Raw genomic sequence first — 17,784 nt, forward strand, 5'->3', positions numbered from 1 at the left:
ATAAATAGAAAAATCCCTTAAAAGTTCTAATTCTATTTTCTTTAACATAATAGTTTTTCCACATTTATCTTTGCCATAAGTGATGTAGTCTTTTTCAAATTTGAAAAAATTATCCCACAGAAAATCAGGATGACTACTATCATCATTTAAAACTTCGGAAACAGATTTTTCCTTAAGAACAGGGCGTGCACTTAATTCTAGTAAATCTTTACGACTTTCCTTATTATTACTTTCTACAAAGAGAGATTTTGAATCATCGAGTTCATCTAAAAAACGTCTTCTAATATTTTTTCTTAATTCATTTTGTTTTGCAAGAACTTCATTTGTTGGAATATTATATTTCTTATTTTCTAATGGATAAAAAACTTCATTTTTTATATCATACATTCGAAAATCAACACAAAATATATTTTCGACATAGTCCAGATTAATTAAAGAGTATCCTATTTGAGATTCAACTTCAAAAGATAGATTAGCAGAAGATCCTAATTTAATAACTCCATCATTTGGTGTGAGATCAAGACTCAAATTGTTTTTGTGTATGTGACCACTTAACATAAAATCAAATCTTTTATGAAGTAAATCCTCAATTTTCCATAAATTCCATGGACGTAAATCTTTTAAAGGATGATGATGCAAAACAATTTTTAAATCACAAGATAATATTCTGTCTAAAGCTTCATCAACCTTACTAATAGGGTATAATAAATTACTATCATCATTTATTCCTACCGATCTCCAAGCTGTATTTAAACAAACAAACCCTATTTTTCCAAAACTAGTATTTCTAATATGAGTTGAATACATTTCTTCCACATAATCTAAAGAGTTAGTGCTTTCCTTAAAATATTCATTCACAAAATTTCTGTAATTTTCTAAAGGTTTATGGCTATTAATTAAATCAGTATTATTTTGCTTAAAAATGTCATTCAGTTTATCATTATCATCAATTTCCTCATCTAAATACTTAATTAATGATTTCGAAACTACGCTTCTATCTATATCATGATTACCAGGACATATAAAAATATTTTCTTTCTTAATTTTAGTTACTTCAACTATCCTTTCAAGGAAATTAACTTTTGCAAGCTCAAAATCTTCAGTTTTGTCTCCTCTTTGGACTAAATCACCTGAAAATATTACAAAGTCAATTTCATCAACATTTTTCTCTAAGTCATTAAAGAAGTTATCTAATAATTTTTTCTGTTTAGTTCTTCCCCCAATTTGGTTAGTATAATGTAAATCCGTAATGTGTAATATCTTCATCCATGTAAAATTTAATCACTAAAATAAGAAAGTTTGATTTCTTAATAAGTGGTAAAATTAATACATATAAACATTATATTAACTAAATAGTAATTCCTCACACATTATTCATAGATGTTTAATTTATTAAACCAGAAATCGTGAACCTCATATATTTCGTTGCCACTACTCTTCTAGCGTCTTTTATTCATTTCAATATTATTTTTTTAATAGGTACTCGTGAATCTCGTAACCTCTATTTCATTAGCACCGTAGAGTAACATTTGTCAAGAAAAAATAAAGCACATATTCACTCAATATCAAAAACAAACTCCAACATCAAATCCCTACCATCTATAACATCTACTAATTTTCTTTCAATCATTTTATCTGGAGCTATACCTTTGTCTAATGCCAATTCAGGAACATGAACAGATTCCCGTTCGGTACCTATTTGTAAAGCTAGTTTTGTGTTTTTTAGTGATGGGACAGCTCAACCAGGATGTGTGCTGTAGGTGCCTCCTGTTTCTTCGCCGACTATAGTGGCTAATTTATTAGTTCTAATTGATGTGTTTGAAAGTAAACTCATTGAATAATTATTACAATGGTCTTATTTTATTTAATTCACAAAGTCATTCATACTATTTCGAGAGTGAAACGAAACTAAACCTAATAATATGAGTAAGTTTGTAACCACTAATACTACTTTCATGATTATACCCAAACTCCATTATATATCTCAAAGGAATTCACCAGCAGAACATTTAGAAAATATCCAAAAAGCCTGTACGTCTGGTGCTGAATTGGTGCAATTGCGGTTAAAGAATTTATCTGAAAAGAAATATTTAAAAATAGCTCAAGAAGCTCGGGAGATTACGTCTCGTTTTCAAACGCGCTTGATCATCAACGATCATTATAAAATAGCCAAAGACGTGAAAGCCGATGGTGTGCATTTAGGAAAAACTGACCACTGCCCTACTGTTGTTAGAAAACAATTATATACTTGGCAACTGATTGGCGGAACGGCACATACCTTGGAAGATTGTGAAACGTTGATTAACAAAGAAGTTGATTATATTAGTTTAGGGCCTTTTAGATTTACAAACACCAAAACAGATTTACCGTCTGTTTTAGGATTAGCTGGTTACGCCGACATACTAAAAAGCTTGAACACCGAAACGCCCATTATTGGTGTTGGTGGTATAACAACAAACGATGTTAAGGAAATATTAGAAACCGGAATTTCTGGAATTGCCGTTTCTGGTGCTATTACCGCCGATTTTAATTGTATAAAACTGTTTCATGAGTTACTTGCGGCATCATCAACAGCAGAACAACGCCATACCTTTGGCTCCAACACAGATTCAAAACCAACTTAATTACTTAATCCAATATAATAACTTCCGTTTTTAAAATCCATTTCCCATTTTCTTGGACACTTTTAGTTACCGTAATTTTATTGGGTCCCGTTTTCTTAAAAACATCAATCAATTTCAGGTTTTTGTGTACGGTAGTATTAATTACAACTGGTTCGGTAAGTAACCTGCTATTGTTAGCATCATAAACATATAGGGTTTTGGAGGTTGGTTTAATATCCCAGAAACCAATTTCGTCTGCTTCATCATTATTCAAATCCTTTAAGTTTTCTAATTGCGATTTGTAAGCACCTTGGATGGTAATAGGGTTTAAATCCTTATGGCTAAACATAATGACACTATTGCAGCCGCCTTCGCATTCTACTGGATTACTTGAGGTAATTATTTCCGGCGAAATAACCGTTGCATAATCTGAAAGTCCATCGCCGTTAAAATCGCCATACAGCTTTCTTGTTTTAGATTGGATTACTTTATTATCAAAGGAACTTGGGAAAATACGCGTATCTAAATCCTGGGTATTTTCAGCAATATTTTCACGTAATATTTTGAACTCACCATTTTTAAACATCACTGATAAAAATGAGGTGGATTGTGCTTCAATCCCACTGTAGGAAACTTGTTTGGTAAAGGTTACTAAATAGTTGGCCGCCTCTTTTGTAATGACCATTTCATCATTTAAAACTCGTTGTGTATAATCTGGAAATTGTTGAAATAAGCTGTTTTTACTTTCTTGTACTTGGGTTCGGGTACGCTCTTTGCCGTAATAGGTTACGACTGCCATATAGTACTTATCAAGATAAGGCGACTTTAATTGTGTATGGGCTTCGTTCCACTGCTTAACAAAGGCACGGATCTCTTTTTCTCCTTTTGGGTTAACCTCATTGCAACTGCATGCAAATAAGATAAATAAGCAAGATAGGAATTGGAGATACTTCATGTTTTAATGGGTTTTGGGCTTGTTTAGTTTATGCTAAAGATAATGGAATTTTAGTGACTTTTTGCTATTTGTTTTGGTGGTATATCAATATTTCATTTTTCTGAATATTTAAATGGGGACTCCTGATGTGCTGGTTAATTAACCAGATGTGGTTGGTGTTTTCTTGATATAATCTGCGCTGAACTTTGGAATTCCGTTCTGCCTCTCTATTTGACCGATTTTCCTAAAGATCATAAAACGGGTTGTAAGGATACACCTATTACTATAAACCAAACCTTTCTTATTTTTAAACCCATAAAAACAGTTATGCTGCTTTTATGGGTTTTATATTTAGTATTCGTTTTGTCTTCTATTTATGGGACAACCATAAACTGTGTATTAAGCTTCTCCTCTGGCTGGGTAGCCTTCTTTTAAAATATAGTCTATTCCGCCTAATATGTCGTTAAAACTTGGTCTGCCAAACGGCATGGATTGGATGGACACCCAATATAAAGTTTGATCCGGTGTTATTATAAAAATACCCGGTTCTGTAAAGTGTTCAGGTTCTTTTTTAATACCTTTTGATATAAATAATCCCCATTTTCTTGCTTCCTCTATAGGAAGTCCGTAACCCAATGGTATGTCGGCTATATCCCAATCGTTATAGGTTTCTTTGGCAACTTCTTGTGTGTCTGAACTAATGGCTATGAAGTTTACACCTCGGTCGGTAAATTTACTTCCTTTTTTTTGAAGTTCTTCCAATTGGGATTTGCACACTGGGCAGTGTTTCCCTCTATAAAATAGTATCATGGTGAAATTTTCTGGCGCTTGCTCGCTTAATTTCCATGTGGTATTGTTGACTAAACTAATATGCAAATCCGGTGTTTTTTCTCTTGGTTTTATCATTGTTTTATCTTTTTAATTATTCACAATAATATATGGATTGCTGTTGATTTGTTTTAACTGAATTACATAAATCTTTACCGGGATTGGTGTCAAAGATTATTGCTAAAGTTGAGAATACCCTTGATTGAGATGGCCTAATATGCTATTCTTTATTGTTTATTCTTATCCTGTTTTTTCATCCGTTTCCATAAAAAGTAAATGATTATGAAAAAGATAGGTAAGATGATATACACAATTAAATCAAAGGGTTGTGATAAATCAATAGTACCACTGTCTCCTGGGTTTTGAGATTGTGTGGGAATTTGAAAACGTAATGACAATATATTTAGCATGTTTTTTAAATTGAATTATAATGATAAGTTACAAAATTAATAGCAAATTATGAAGTCTACCCTTCCCGTCGTAAGACTTCTAAAGGCGAACTTCGTAAAACTGTTTGAATATTGCTTAAGCCAATGCCTAAAACCAATAAGGTTATACCTGGCAAAAACACCAAAAACGGAATTATTGATGGCACAAAGGGTTCTTTAAAAACAAAAATGGCTAAACACAAACTGCTGACTAGTGCCAAAATAATTCCTACCAAACTTCCTAAAAGTCCTAGAAACACATATTCGAAAGCCGTGATTTGCAGAATCTGTTTATTTTTAGCGCCCAAGGTTCGGAGTAAGACACTTTCCTTAATACGTTGGTATTTACTGGTTCTAACGGAGCCAATCAATACAATGATTCCCGTAAGAATACTGAAAAATGCCATGAAGTTAATAATCCATGAAACTTTATCTAAAATATCTTCTATAACGGTATAAATCTGGCGTAAATCAATTATGGATACATTCGGGAATTTAGCCACTAAATCCTGTTGTAGTGCTGCGGAACTCGTTTCGTCTGGCACATTGGTTGTGAATACATTAAATTGTGGCGCTTGTTCTAAAACACCTGCCGGAAATACGATGGAAAAATTGAGTTGCATTTGAGACCAATCGACTTTTCGGATACTGCCTACGGTTGTTTCCATTAAAACACCTTGAACGTTGAATACAACGGCATCACCAACAGACAGTTTGGCATCGGATGCCAGATTATCAGAAATGGACATGACTATAGGTTCACCCGGTTTTAATTGTGGTGTCCACTCGCCTTCCAACAATTCTTCTGATGCTATTAGGGAATCCCGATAGGTGGTTCTAAATTCATGGTTTAAAATCCAACCTCGCATTTGCCGCGTACTGTCTTGACGAATGTCATTTACCAATCTGCCTTTTATACTATGCATACGCATGGTAACCAAGGCTAAACTATTTAGTACTGTCAAATTTTTGTCCGTAATGTTTTGTGAAACGGCTTCACGCTGATCGCGCTGCACATCTAAAATGATGATATTGGCATTTTCAGAGGCTTGTCCGACTTCTGTTTTTGCCAACAGAATATCCTTCGTGAAATATAAGGTGCTAATTAAAAACGTACCCAAACCAATAGCCACCACCAATACCACGGTTTGATTATTGGGTCTGAATAAATTAAGTAAGCTCTGGCGTGCTGTAAAACTCCAGTGTTTTGGAAAAAACTGTTTTATGGTTTTAATAAAACCTAATGCTACCAAGGCTAACATGGTAAAAGTAAAAACGGTTGCAACCACAAAACCGGCTGCATAAAGTGCATCTTTAATCAACCAAAGTGAAAATAAAAACAGGAACACTAGAATAGCTCCAAATACTAAAAATCGAATTTTTCGTGGTTCTTGTGATGCATTTTCATCCACACGCAGTACATCCAAAGGCGACACATACCACGTACGCAATAATGGTAATAATGCAAATAATACCGACATAAATAAACCCAGAAACACACCAATTAAAATAGGCTGTACCGAAATGGATATTTCCAAGGTGAAGGGTAAAAAGTCTTTTAAAAGATAGGGGAAAACGGTTTGCAACGCCGCACCAATTATAGAGCCAATTAATCCACCGATAATTCCAATGCCAGCAATTTGAATAAGGAAAATAAGAAAACTTTGAAGCCTAGAAGCCCCCATACATTTTAAAATGGCTATGGCTTTTAATTTCTCTTTGATATAAATATGGACCGAACTGGCAATTCCTATACAACCTAAAAGCAAAGCTATAAAAGCGGCCAAATTCAAAAATTTCCCTACATTATCATAGCGCCTACCCAAACGCTCTGTGCTACTTGTATGCGATTTGATGTCCGCATTTTCTAAATCTAAAATAGGTTCTAATTTATTTTCAAGTCGTTTTAAATTGAGCGTATCTGATGCTTTATAATAATATTGATATTCCTTCCGACTTCCAAACTGTAGTAATTGCGTAGCTTCAACAAAACGATACGGAATCACCACTGGTGGTGCAACCGAACTGGCAATAGCTGAACCTCCTGGAATGGATTTTAATGCGCCAGCAATGGGCAGTGTTAACTCACCAATCTTAATAGAATCACCTGGCTTTATATTGAATTGTAATAACAGGGTGGCATCTACCAAAGCACCACCTGATTCTTGATACACACTGGCAGCCGTAGCTGGTTCTGATTTTATTTTACCATAAAAAGGGAAATCGCCTTGCATGCCCCGAACCTTTACTAATTTGGAACCGCCATTTTTGGGAAAAGCAATCATAGAGACAAAATTAACCTCTGATGCATCTGGTTTTAAGGAATCGATAATGGTTTTTGCGCGCTCTGTAGGTACTTGTCTGGAATCGATAATAAAATCGGCTCCCATTAAGGTTTTAGACTGGCTTTGGATATTGTCCTTTAAGTTGGTGCTAAACAATTGAATGGACACAACGGCAGCAATACCCAAAATAATGGATGCCATAAATAATAGCAAGCGTACTTTGCTAGCTTTAGCGTCGCGCCAAGCCATTTTAAAAAGCCATGCTACTTGTAATTTTGAGTTTAATTTGGAGTTATTCACTATGCCGTAGTCAATTGATTGGTTACTATTTTTCCACCTTTAAGGCGTAGAATTTGTTGGGTTCGATTGGCTAATTCCAAGTCATGCGAAATTATGACCAAAGTCGTTCCGTTTTCTTTGTTTAAATCCAGCAACAACTGAATGACTTTTTCTCCTGTTTCGTCATCTAAATTTCCCGTAGGTTCATCAGCAAACAAAATAGAAGGTGAATTTGCAAAAGCGCGCGCCAAAGCGACACGTTGCTGTTCGCCTCCAGACAATTGTGACGGGTAATGATGAACACGATCTCCTAAACCTACTTTTTCCAATAAAGTCATACTTTTTGTAGTTGCTTCTTTTGATCCTTGCAACTCCAAAGGTACGCTCACGTTTTCAAGAGCTGTAAGTGTTGGTAGTAATTGGAAATTCTGAAAAATAAATCCAACCTCCTTATTTCGTAATTGGGCGCGTTCATCTTCATTTAGGCTACTTAAATCCTGCCCACATAATTCCACAGTTCCAGCATTTGGTTGGTCTAAACCAGCACAAATGCCAAGCAAAGTGGTTTTTCCACTTCCTGAAGGTCCAACGATTGAAAAGGTTTGTCCTTTTTCAACTTCAAAAGAGATATCATGTAAGACCGTTAATTGTTTGTTACCACTGGTATATGTCTTTTCTAAACCAGTAATCTTTAATATCTTTGACATATAAATTTTTAATTAAAATAGCGACTCATGTCCAATGCCCAAAATACTCAATTGAATTCAGTTCTGCCAACCTCAAGCCCTTATAAACTCATAAAGTTTTGTTATTTTATTTTGGCGCTTTTGGTGGTTTCCTGTGGTGACGCTAAAACTGGAAACACGCCTAAAATGCAACAAACGGTTGAACAATCCGAAACCACTCCCGAACCTAAAAGCACCACTAAAACCATTTTGTGTTTTGGTGATAGTATTACGGCAGGTTACGGTTTAGATGATGTAAATGATGCATACACAGCTGTTTTACAACAACGTATTGACTCTTTAAATTTAGATTATACCGTCATTAATTCTGGTGTAAGTGGTGAAACAACCGCAGGTGGAAGAGGCCGAATTGATTGGGTAATTAAACAAAAGCCCTCTATTTTTCTATTAGAATTAGGTGCAAATGATGGGTTACGAGGGGTGGCTCTGACCGAAACGAAATCTAATTTACAAGCCATTATAGATGTGGTTAAAGCACAAAGTCCAGAAACTACTATTATTTTGGCTGGCATGCAGTTACCGCCCAATATGGGACAAGATTATACCACGGAATTTAAACAGCTTTTTATTGATGTTGCTGAACAAAATAACATTGCCTTTATTCCTTTTATTTTGAAAGATGTTGGTGGTATTGCTTCTCTAAATCAGAATGATGGGATTCACCCAAATGTAGAGGGCCATAAGATTGTTGCGAATACCGTTTGGGAAACGTTGGAGCCTCTAATTGTCAATTAGATAAATACTTATCATTAAGCTTCCCTAATCTTTTATTCTTTTTTTCATTGACAAAAAAAGAATAAAAGATTAGGCTTACGAATCTATATCTAAATTTATCATTCGACACCTAAATTTTAGGAACTCGCATTAAAAACATTCCTCGGTTCAAAACTTTTTCTTGCTCAAACAGCCTAAAATTTCACGGTGTTTTTATTTCAAATTTTACGATAAATTTTCGGTAGGCCGATTTTGCATTTATATAAACATTGTTATATTATCTATGTTTTAAAATATCAAAAAATGGGATATTTGAGTTGAAAAAATAAGTTAAATAGTGTATTGTAAAATATATTTTGACATAGCTATACAAGCAAATAACTATTTGTTTTTCGACTTTTTTGGTGTTTCTACTTTCATATTTTCTGCACCCGATTCCGATAAATAATTTGCCAATATTTTATCGACCAATTCTTCTTTGGTTAGATGATGAAAGATGGTTTTAATCTTCGCTTTAAAATCTTCCGACACATCCCGATTCGGTTTGGTTTTAAAAATTTTCTTTGCCCAAATTAATCCGTTATTTTCTTCAATACTTTGGGCGTCTGCTTTTTTAAATTCATGAAAAGTAATGCCTAATTCATTTTCGAACTCCGGAATGTCTTCTAATTCATCTTTTTGTATGACACTTAATGAAAGTCCTGTGGCTCCTGCCCTAGCCGTTCGTCCACTTCTATGCACATAAGCATCATAGGTGTCTGGTAAATGATAATTTACCACATAGGCTACTTCTTTCACGTCAATACCACGAGCAGCCAAATCGGTTGCCACTAAAATATCAATATGGCCTTCTCTAAATTGACCCATAATCCGGTCGCGAATTCCCTGGGTTAAACTCCCATGAATAGCGCCTGATGAAAATTTATTAATGGCTAGTTTTTTGGCCAGTTTATTTACAGCAGCTTTGGTTTTGCAAAATATAATTCCGCGTTCACCTTCTTTTGAATTCAAAAAATGTAATAAAACTTCCAATTTTTCAATGGGTTCCACCACCACATATTGATGATCAATTCCTTGATGACCAACCGTTGCCATATCAGCTTCTATATGCACCACTTTTTTGGACATATAATTTTGAACCAATTGCTTGATGGTTCCTGGCATAGTTGCTGTAAACAATAAGGTTCTTCTTGTTTTTGGAATGTCTTTTATAATAGTGTCTACTTCGTCTTTTAATGCACTCACCATTTCATCCGCTTCGTCTAACACCAAATAGGAAACGTTTTTAATGGAAATAGCACCACGTTTGATTAAATCAACCAAACGACCGGGTGTTGCCACCACAATATGCGTTGTTGTTTGTAAACGTTCTATTTGTGGTTTTATAGGAATACCACCACAAACGGAAGCCATAGAAATATCTGGACTGTTTGCCGCAAAGGATTCTAAATTCGCAAAAATTTGTTGCCCTAATTCGCGTGTTGGCGCTAATATTAATGCTTGAACCGTGTCGTTTTTCGTATCTATTAACTGTAGTAATGGCAAGCCAAAAGCCGCTGTTTTACCAGTTCCAGTTTTTGCCAAAACAACCACATCATCCTTCTGATTGAGAATTATAGGAATCGCCTTTTTTTGTATATCCGTAGGTTCGGAAATTTTTAAAGCAAGTAAACTCTTTTGCAATTGAATATTTAATCCTAAATCTGAAAACTGTTTTAACATGACTCTATTTTTGGGCAAAGATAATCACACTTTTATAAGGATTAGCTTCTATTGACATTCTTATTCGTTTAATTCCTTCATAATTTCCGCAAACAACTCATATGAGCGGATTCTGTCTTTCCCATCATAAATATTGGTCACAGCTATCAGTTCGTCTGCTTGGGTTTTTTCCATAAATTCTTTCACTTGCGCTTTGACAGTCGCTTTACTCCCAATAAAAGAATATTTCAACATTTGATGGATTTGCGGATGCTGTAATATCTCTTCATATTCAGCAGTCATGTCTGTTGGTGGCGGCACAAAATCACGTTTCCCTGTAAATATACCCAAAATCATACGGATTAATGAAGTTGAAAGGCGCTGTGCTTCTTCATCTGTATCGGCTACAATAATATTAACACCTGCCATAACATATGGTTTTTTTAATGTTTTGGATGGTTGAAACTCCTTTCTGTAAATTTCAATGGCATCCCACAAATGGGTTGTTGCAAAATGACTAGCAAATGCATAAGGTAAACCTTTTTTGGCTGCTAAATGAGCGCTATCTGTACTAGAACCTAAAATATAAAGTGGTACATCTACACCTTCGGCGACTGTAGCACGAACTTTAGATTTAGAATTTTCAGAAGAAAAGTATTGTTCTAATTTCTCTAATTCAACTGGAAATGCATGCGCTGCTTGCATAAAATCGGAACGGATGGCTTGTGCTGTTTCCCTATCGGTTCCTGGCGCTCTTCCTAAACCTAAATCAATACGGTTTGGATACAGAGACCCTAAAGTTCCAAATTGTTCGGCGATAATTAATGGGGAATGATTGGGTAGCATAATGCCTCCAGAACCTATACGAAGGGTTTTGGTTCCTTGAGCCACGTAACCAATTAATACAGCTGTTGCACTACTTCCAATATTAGGCGCATTGTGGTGTTCTGCTAACCAATAGCGTGTATAGCCAAAGATTTCTGCGTTTTGAGCTAGTTCTAACGCGTTATTATAGGTTTGTTTGAGTGTATGATTTTTAGATACTAAAGCGAGGTCTAAAATTGAATATGCTGTTTGTTTTGTTTTCATAGGAAATAAATTCGTTATGCGGATTTCAACTAGAAAACATCAAATAACATACCACCAATAATTAATGCCTTTATGGCACGTTTTTATGATATTATTTGTTGCTTTTGACTGATTTATGAACTATTTATGACGTAGAGGCAAATTTTATCTCCTAAAAAATCTAATCTGTTAGTTCCAGTTACACCTTTCTGTCCTTTCCAACGTCAATACCCATTACCAATTTAATGATTGAAATTAACACCAGTAATAGTAACGCATAACTCCACATATCTGTTATATCATAAATAACACCCACAATAAACGGACCTGTTGCTGCGATAAAATAGCCAATTGATTGCACAATTCCAGACAATTCAGCAGCTGTTTCAGCATCATCTGAGCGTAACACAATTAATAGCAAGGACAAACCAAAAGTGCCACCTAAAACCATACCAATAAGACCAACCCAGATTTCTGTTAAACCAACTTCTGGAAACAGAAGCCCAATTATTGCAATGACTTCAACAATAATTAAAGATACAATAACCAAGCGTTGATCTTTTCGTGAACCGGCCCAAATAGGAATAAAAATAGCACCAATAATTCCTGTAGCTTGAGATAAAGAAAGCATCCAACCGGCATAAGAAGCATCATAACCACGATCCATAAGTATGGCGGGTAACCAGGCTAAAATAACATAAAAAGCAAAGGACTGCAGCCCCATATACAAAGCCAATTTCCAAACCAACTTGGAACCACTTAATTTCTTCATGGCCTCTTTAAAACTTCGGTTGGGAACTGTTCGATTAATCCGTTTCAAGTTAGGCACCCAAATGATTACTGCTATAATTGCTAAACCGGCCCAAACGCCCAAGGAGCCTCGCCAGCCTAAATTCATTTCCATAGCTAAAGGCACACTTAAACCGGCTGCAAAAGCAGCACCTAGTGACATGATTCCAGAGTATAAGCTAGTAACTAATCCGGCTTTATGCGGAAAATTTCTTTTTATCATGGCAGGAATTAACACATTTCCAAAAGCAATGGCAATTCCTAAAAAGATAGTTCCCAAATACAATTCGAAAACACCGCCATTGGAGCGAATTATAATTCCAACAGCCAATAAAATTAATGAGCCGAGTAGTGTATTACCAATTCCATAACGCTTTGTAAATAAGGGCGTAATAGTAGAAACAACACCAAAAGCAATTAGTGGTAACGTAGTGAGTAAGCCTAGTAAGGTTTCAGAAAGTCCAACATCTTGTCTAATCATATCGATTAATGGTCCAATGCTTGAAAGTGCAGGCCTTAAATTTACGGCAATGAATAAAATTCCCACGAGTAACCATATTCGTGAGGCCTTATTCAATCCGTTTTCGTCTAGTTTTCCCATAGTTTATAAAATGCAGTCACTTGCTTTCAAAATCTCGAAAATATTGTTATCAGTCGCCATGAAATGACCTACGGATAACAAAGGGCAAAAGTAGTCCTTTGTTCTGAAACGTGGCAAATTAGTTAGCTTAATGTTTTGTGATAGGTTGCTTATAAAAAACATCATAATCTTGAATAGTAATCATAAAAAAAACAGGGTTACAACAAGCCGGTCTTGCTACTGTAGAATTTACACTAAAAAAGTCTTACTTTTAAAGTCTCATTTAATGAGCTATGACTAATTGGATTGAACTATTATCAGAATTTAAAAAAAAGCAACAACCTGTTGCTTTTGTTACTGTAACCAAGTGTTACGGGTCAACGCCTTGTGTGGTAGGTTCCAGAATGATTATAACTAACAACCAAGAACTGTATGGAACAATTGGTGGTGGCAAATTGGAGTTTTTGGCTACCAAAGAAGCCATGACCGCACTCAATGAAAATAGAATTATAATATCCAGTTATACTTTAGGACCCGAGTTTGAACAATGCTGTGGCGGAAAAGTTGAATTTATGATAGAACCTATGAACCAATCACCCAACTTATTTTTGTTTGGCGCAGGCCATATTGGTGTTGAGATTGCCAAATTACTAATTGGCACACCGTTTAACGTTACGCTAATCGATTCACGAACCGATTGGTTTTCTAATTTGGAATTAGATTCACGCATTTCAACATGCCAGGTATCTGAAACGGATTTCAAAACGTTTGCTGATGCGGTAATGTGGGGAGAAAATTGTTATGTTTTAGTGCTCACTCATAATCACGCCATTGATTTTGACATTATAAGTATGGCTTTATTAAAAGACACCAAGTTTTTGGGATTGATTGGCAGTAAAACCAAAAAAGTCCGCTTTAACAATATGCTTATTAAAGACATGAATATTCCGGATGGTATGACCCATGTCGTTTGTCCTATTGGATTAGATATTGGAGGCGATACACCAAAAGAAATTGCTATAAGTGTGGTTGCTCAACTGCTTCAAGTGCACTATAAGTTAAAGCAAAAATCTTAAAGAGATTCCTGCTTTCGCAGGAGGTACACATGAAAAACAACAAACTCATTATAGACAGACTAACTGCACTTTGGGCTTTAAACGAATCTGGTTTAGGTGGTTTTTTACATGTATTCAATTCGCCATTTACAGGATTGATTGTTGGTGGAATCGCTATTTTATTAATTAGTTTGATTGCCTTCTATGCCGAAAATAAATGGCAATCCATTTTAAAAGCTTTAATTATTGTATTAATTATCAAAATGGCGGTTAGTCCCTACTCCCCTTTTACAGCCTATATATCCGTAAGTTTTCAAGCGGTTCTAGCAGCATTCTTATTTTCCAATTTCTCATGGCATAGTTTTACGTTGATTGTTTTAGGAATGGTTACCTTCTTGCAGTCGGCACTGCAAAAACTATTAACCTTGACTATAATTTATGGTACCGAATTTTGGGAAGCCATAAACATTTATGGATCATGGATTCAGAACAAAATGAATCTTCCTACCGAAACATCTACGACATCGGTTTTGATTGGATTATATTTGTTTATCTATGGTGTTTGTGGCTTACTGGCTGGACTTTTTATCAATCGTATGATTGGAATTATTGCAACCAAAGCAAACACCGATTTTTATTTAGAACCAGTAACTCTAACTGCAAATACTAACACCCCAAAACGCAATTATTCATCAAAAATCATTTGGGTTTGGCTCATAACCATTGCTATTATTGTTTTAGCTTTCACCTTTTTTGGCGGTACTTTATTTGGCTGGCAAAAAGCGATTTATATTATCCTACGTAGTTTCTTTATTTTAATGATTTGGTATCTAGTTTTAGGGCCTTTTCTTTTGAAGTTCATTCGAAAGTACCTTAAACATAAGGAGTCCAAATATCAAGAGGATATCAGTAATGCGATGGATTTGTTCCCATATTTCCGACAAATTATGGCCTATACATGGAAAGAAACCAAGCATTTAAAAGGTTATGCGCGATTTGAGTATTTTATGGCGAATAGTATTTCTAATTGCATCCATTTTAAAATTCCTACCGAATGATATACATCTTAACAGGAGCCATTAGATCAGGTAAAACAACAGCTCTCGTCAATTGGTGTAAAAACCGACAAGATGTAGTTGGTTTGCTATGTCCCGATAATTCGGATGGCAAACGGTATTTTTTAAAGATACCATCTGAAGAAGAAGTTGCACTTGAAGCTGGAACTGATGTTGAAAGTGAGAAAATTATTCAAATTGGAAGCTTTCGGTTTTTAAAATCTGCCTTTGATAAAGCTAATAATTATTTATTGTCAATAGCTTCTAATAACCCTAATACCTACATCATTATTGATGAAATTGGAAAATTAGAATTGAAAAATGATGGGTTGCATGAATCGGCTGAACAATTGATTTCAAAATTTCAATTGGATGAGAAACACCATGTAATTCTAGTGGTTCGCGATTATTTATTAGATGCTGTTTTGGAACATTATGCTATTTCTGAATATTCGGTTATCAAAACTGAAGATTTGAAAAGAGATTATTTTTGATAAAGACTCATCAAAACTTTTTCTGGTGTCATAGGTGCATGAAACTTTAAATTATAATTCGGATTAAAGGCTTTAATTGCATTTTGAAGTGCAAAATAAGCACCAATACCATACATTAAAGGGGGTTCACCAACGGCTTTCGATTTTAAAATAGCGTGCTCATGACCTTCAGTTTCCAAAGGAATGCTTTCAACAATTTTAGGCACCGAAAATAAATCTGGAATTTTATAAGTTGATAAGGCATTAGAAAGTAATTTTCCATCTTCATTATACGCAATTTCTTCCATCGTCATCCAACCAATACCTTGAATTAAAGCACCTTCAACTTGACCTAAATCAATCCCTTCACTCATACTTTTTCCGTAATCGTGAACCATTTTCACGCTATCAAATTCATAAGTTCCACGTGTGCAATCTACTGTAGTGGTAATAATAGCTGTTCCATATACATGGTAGGCAAACGGATGGCCTTTTTCCTTGGTTTTATCAAAGTGAATTTCTGGTGTGGCATAATGGGCATTTTCCGTTAAAGCTACACGTTTTAACATGGCTTTACTAATGAGTTCTGTCCAAGATAGTTCGGATTTTTTGTCATTTATATGAATAAATTCGTATCGCAATGATATATCATCAACTTTACTATTCAATTCTTCAGACGCTACTAACCTTAAACGCTCCAAAAGAGCATGACATGCCATTTGTGTAGCTTTTCCATTTAAATCTGCAGTAGAGCTAGCAGCTGATGGCGAGGTATTGGCAACTCGGGTTGTATTGGTCGTTTCTATCTTGATTTTTTCAATAGGAATGGAAAATATATCAGCGGCAATTTGCATCATCTTCGTATTAACACCTTGTCCCATTTCTACAGCGGCCGTGCTGATACCAACACTTCCATCCAAATAAATATGAACCAAAGCACGCGCATGATTCATTGGAGTATTTGTAAAAGAAATACCAAAAGATATTGGCATAAAAGCGATGCCTTTTTTAAAGTCAGAATTCAATTTATTAAAATCAGCCACCTCCTGCTCCAATGCGTCACTATTAAATACTAATTTTGCCGAATTCCATGAATTTTTCGCTTCTACTTGTTTGGCAATTTGTCCATAAGAAAACGTATCATTTTCATCCAATAAATTCGCTTCTTGAATTTGTCTTGAACTCACGCCAATTTCATGAGCCGCTTTTGCAATAGCAGATTCAATGACGAACATACCTTGTGGTCCACCAAAACCTCGAAACGCGGTGTTTGGTGGCAAATTGGTTTTGCAACTTAAAACGGTTGTACTTACATTAGGTACATAATAACTATTTGTGGCGTGAAATAAAGTTCGTTCTGCTATGGCTGGCGACAAATCGGCTGCAGCACCAGAATTTTGAAGAAACTCCGCTTGGTAAGCTAAAATTTTCAAGTCTTTAGATAAACCTATTTTATAAGTACTTTCATACGGATGGCGTTTGCCTGTCATGCGTAAATCATCATGACGATTCAAAACCAATTTAACCGATTGATTTAAATAATACGTGGCTAAAGCTGCCATAACAGCCCAAGGTGTTGCTTGGTCTTCTTTACCACCAAAACCACCACCAAGTCTGGTAACATCAATTTCAATTTTATGCATGGCAATACCTAAAACGCGCGCTGTTGTGGCTTGCACAGCCGTTGGTCCTTGGGTGGACGATGTGATTTTTATGTTCCCATTCTCCAATGGTTCAGCATAGGCACCTTGTGTTTCAATATATAAATGCTCCTGTCCGTTTGAAAAGGTTTCGCCTTCAAACACATACTCACAATTGGCAAATGCTTTTTCCGTGTCTCCTAAACTAAAAGAACGTGGTGCGTTGATTAAACTGCCTTTGGCTTTGGCTTCTTTAGCCGTTGTAATCACTGGTAATTCTTCAATTTCAATGGCAATTAATTGTCTGGCTTGGCGTGCAATAAATTCGGTTTCTGCCACAATAAGTGCAATTGGCATGCCCCAAAAATGGACTTCATCTTCTGCAAAAAGTGGTTCATCTGCAATGATTCCGCCAATTTCATTAATACCAGGAATATCTTTATAGGTAAAAATACGTTCAACACCTTCCAAGGCTTCTGCTTTAGAATAATCGATACTTATAATTTTTCCATGTGCTTTTGGTGAATCAAAAACAACAGCATGGAAGGTACCTTGTCTGATATTGACATCGTCCACATAGAGTGATTCGCCACGAACATGCGTGTA

Annotated in this window: 14 protein-coding genes; 5 read left to right on the forward strand and 9 right to left on the reverse strand. The window is 35.4% G+C overall.

The genetic code is table 11. From position 1 onward, the window contains the following. Positions 1–1,266, reverse strand: a 1,266-nt coding sequence (locus ACN0QX_RS13455) for a metallophosphoesterase family protein (RefSeq protein ID WP_417197681.1), incomplete at its 3' end; no start/stop codon positions are given. Between the two features lie 689 nt (positions 1,267–1,955). On the opposite strand from ACN0QX_RS13455, the gene thiE reads away from it, so the two are divergent. Beyond that, a complete protein-coding gene (gene thiE, locus ACN0QX_RS13460) occupies positions 1,956–2,624 on the forward strand; it encodes a thiamine phosphate synthase (protein WP_417197703.1) in 669 nt (222 codons plus the stop codon). A 4-nt stretch (positions 2,625–2,628) separates the two neighbouring features. Here the strand turns inward: thiE and ACN0QX_RS13465 are convergent, their stop codons facing one another. The 4 genes from ACN0QX_RS13465 to ACN0QX_RS13480 all read right to left on the reverse strand — a co-directional run bounded on the left by ACN0QX_RS13465 (position 2,629) and on the right by ACN0QX_RS13480 (position 8,064). After that, entirely contained in the window at positions 2,629–3,558 is a 930-nt protein-coding gene (locus ACN0QX_RS13465) for a hypothetical protein (RefSeq protein ID WP_417197683.1), read from the reverse strand. 378 nt (positions 3,559–3,936) lie between these two features. After that, entirely contained in the window at positions 3,937–4,443 is a 507-nt protein-coding gene (locus ACN0QX_RS13470) for a redoxin domain-containing protein (RefSeq protein ID WP_417197685.1), read from the reverse strand. Between the two features lie 388 nt (positions 4,444–4,831). Further along, complete coding sequence (locus ACN0QX_RS13475; RefSeq protein WP_417197705.1) at positions 4,832–7,327, reverse strand: ABC transporter permease; 2,496 nt, start codon at positions 7,325–7,327, stop codon at positions 4,832–4,834. A 50-nt stretch (positions 7,328–7,377) separates the two neighbouring features. Next, positions 7,378–8,064: an ABC transporter ATP-binding protein gene (locus tag ACN0QX_RS13480; RefSeq protein WP_248399646.1), complete on the reverse strand. Its 687-nt coding sequence runs from the start codon at positions 8,062–8,064 to the stop codon at positions 7,378–7,380. A 27-nt stretch (positions 8,065–8,091) separates the two neighbouring features. On the opposite strand from ACN0QX_RS13480, the gene ACN0QX_RS13485 reads away from it, so the two are divergent. Beyond that, on the forward strand, positions 8,092–8,838 hold the full coding sequence (locus tag ACN0QX_RS13485; protein WP_417197687.1) for an arylesterase: 747 nt from the start codon (positions 8,092–8,094) through the stop codon (positions 8,836–8,838). A gap of 360 nt (positions 8,839–9,198) precedes the next feature. On the opposite strand, the gene ACN0QX_RS13490 is transcribed toward ACN0QX_RS13485, so the two are convergent. From ACN0QX_RS13490 to ACN0QX_RS13500, 3 genes are all read right to left on the reverse strand, one after another. Further along, positions 9,199–10,539 (reverse strand): DEAD/DEAH box helicase, encoded by a 1,341-nt coding sequence (locus ACN0QX_RS13490; RefSeq protein WP_417197689.1) that lies wholly within the window; start codon positions 10,537–10,539, stop codon positions 9,199–9,201. 60 nt (positions 10,540–10,599) lie between these two features. Next, positions 10,600–11,607 (reverse strand): LLM class flavin-dependent oxidoreductase, encoded by a 1,008-nt coding sequence (locus ACN0QX_RS13495; RefSeq protein ID WP_417197691.1) that lies wholly within the window; start codon positions 11,605–11,607, stop codon positions 10,600–10,602. A gap of 178 nt (positions 11,608–11,785) precedes the next feature. Continuing rightward, positions 11,786–12,976, reverse strand: a complete 1,191-nt coding sequence (locus ACN0QX_RS13500; RefSeq protein WP_417197693.1) for a CynX/NimT family MFS transporter — start codon at positions 12,974–12,976, stop codon at positions 11,786–11,788. A gap of 272 nt (positions 12,977–13,248) precedes the next feature. Here ACN0QX_RS13500 and xdhC point away from each other — a divergent pair, with 272 nt between their 5' ends. From xdhC to ACN0QX_RS13515, 3 genes are read left to right on the forward strand one after another with little or no spacing between them, the layout of a single operon-like run. Beyond that, positions 13,249–14,031, forward strand: a complete 783-nt coding sequence (xdhC, locus tag ACN0QX_RS13505; protein ID WP_417197695.1) for a xanthine dehydrogenase accessory protein XdhC — start codon at positions 13,249–13,251, stop codon at positions 14,029–14,031. Between the two features lie 29 nt (positions 14,032–14,060). Then, positions 14,061–15,068 (forward strand): hypothetical protein, encoded by a 1,008-nt coding sequence (locus ACN0QX_RS13510; RefSeq protein ID WP_417197697.1) that lies wholly within the window; start codon positions 14,061–14,063, stop codon positions 15,066–15,068. After that, entirely contained in the window at positions 15,065–15,559 is a 495-nt protein-coding gene (locus ACN0QX_RS13515) for a nucleoside-triphosphatase (protein ID WP_417197699.1), read from the forward strand. Before ACN0QX_RS13510 ends, ACN0QX_RS13515 begins: the two co-directional genes overlap by 4 nt. Here ACN0QX_RS13515 and ACN0QX_RS13520 read toward each other — a convergent pair. After that, on the reverse strand, positions 15,550–17,784 hold a 2,235-nt coding region (locus ACN0QX_RS13520), incomplete at its 5' end, for a xanthine dehydrogenase molybdopterin binding subunit (RefSeq protein WP_417197701.1). The two genes, ACN0QX_RS13515 and ACN0QX_RS13520, sit on opposite strands and share 10 nt — an antisense overlap.

The sequence above is a fragment of the Bizionia sp. genome (assembly GCF_048259285.1).
Taxonomy (GTDB): Bacteria; Bacteroidota; Bacteroidia; order Flavobacteriales; family Flavobacteriaceae; genus Algorimicrobium; species Algorimicrobium hallyeonense.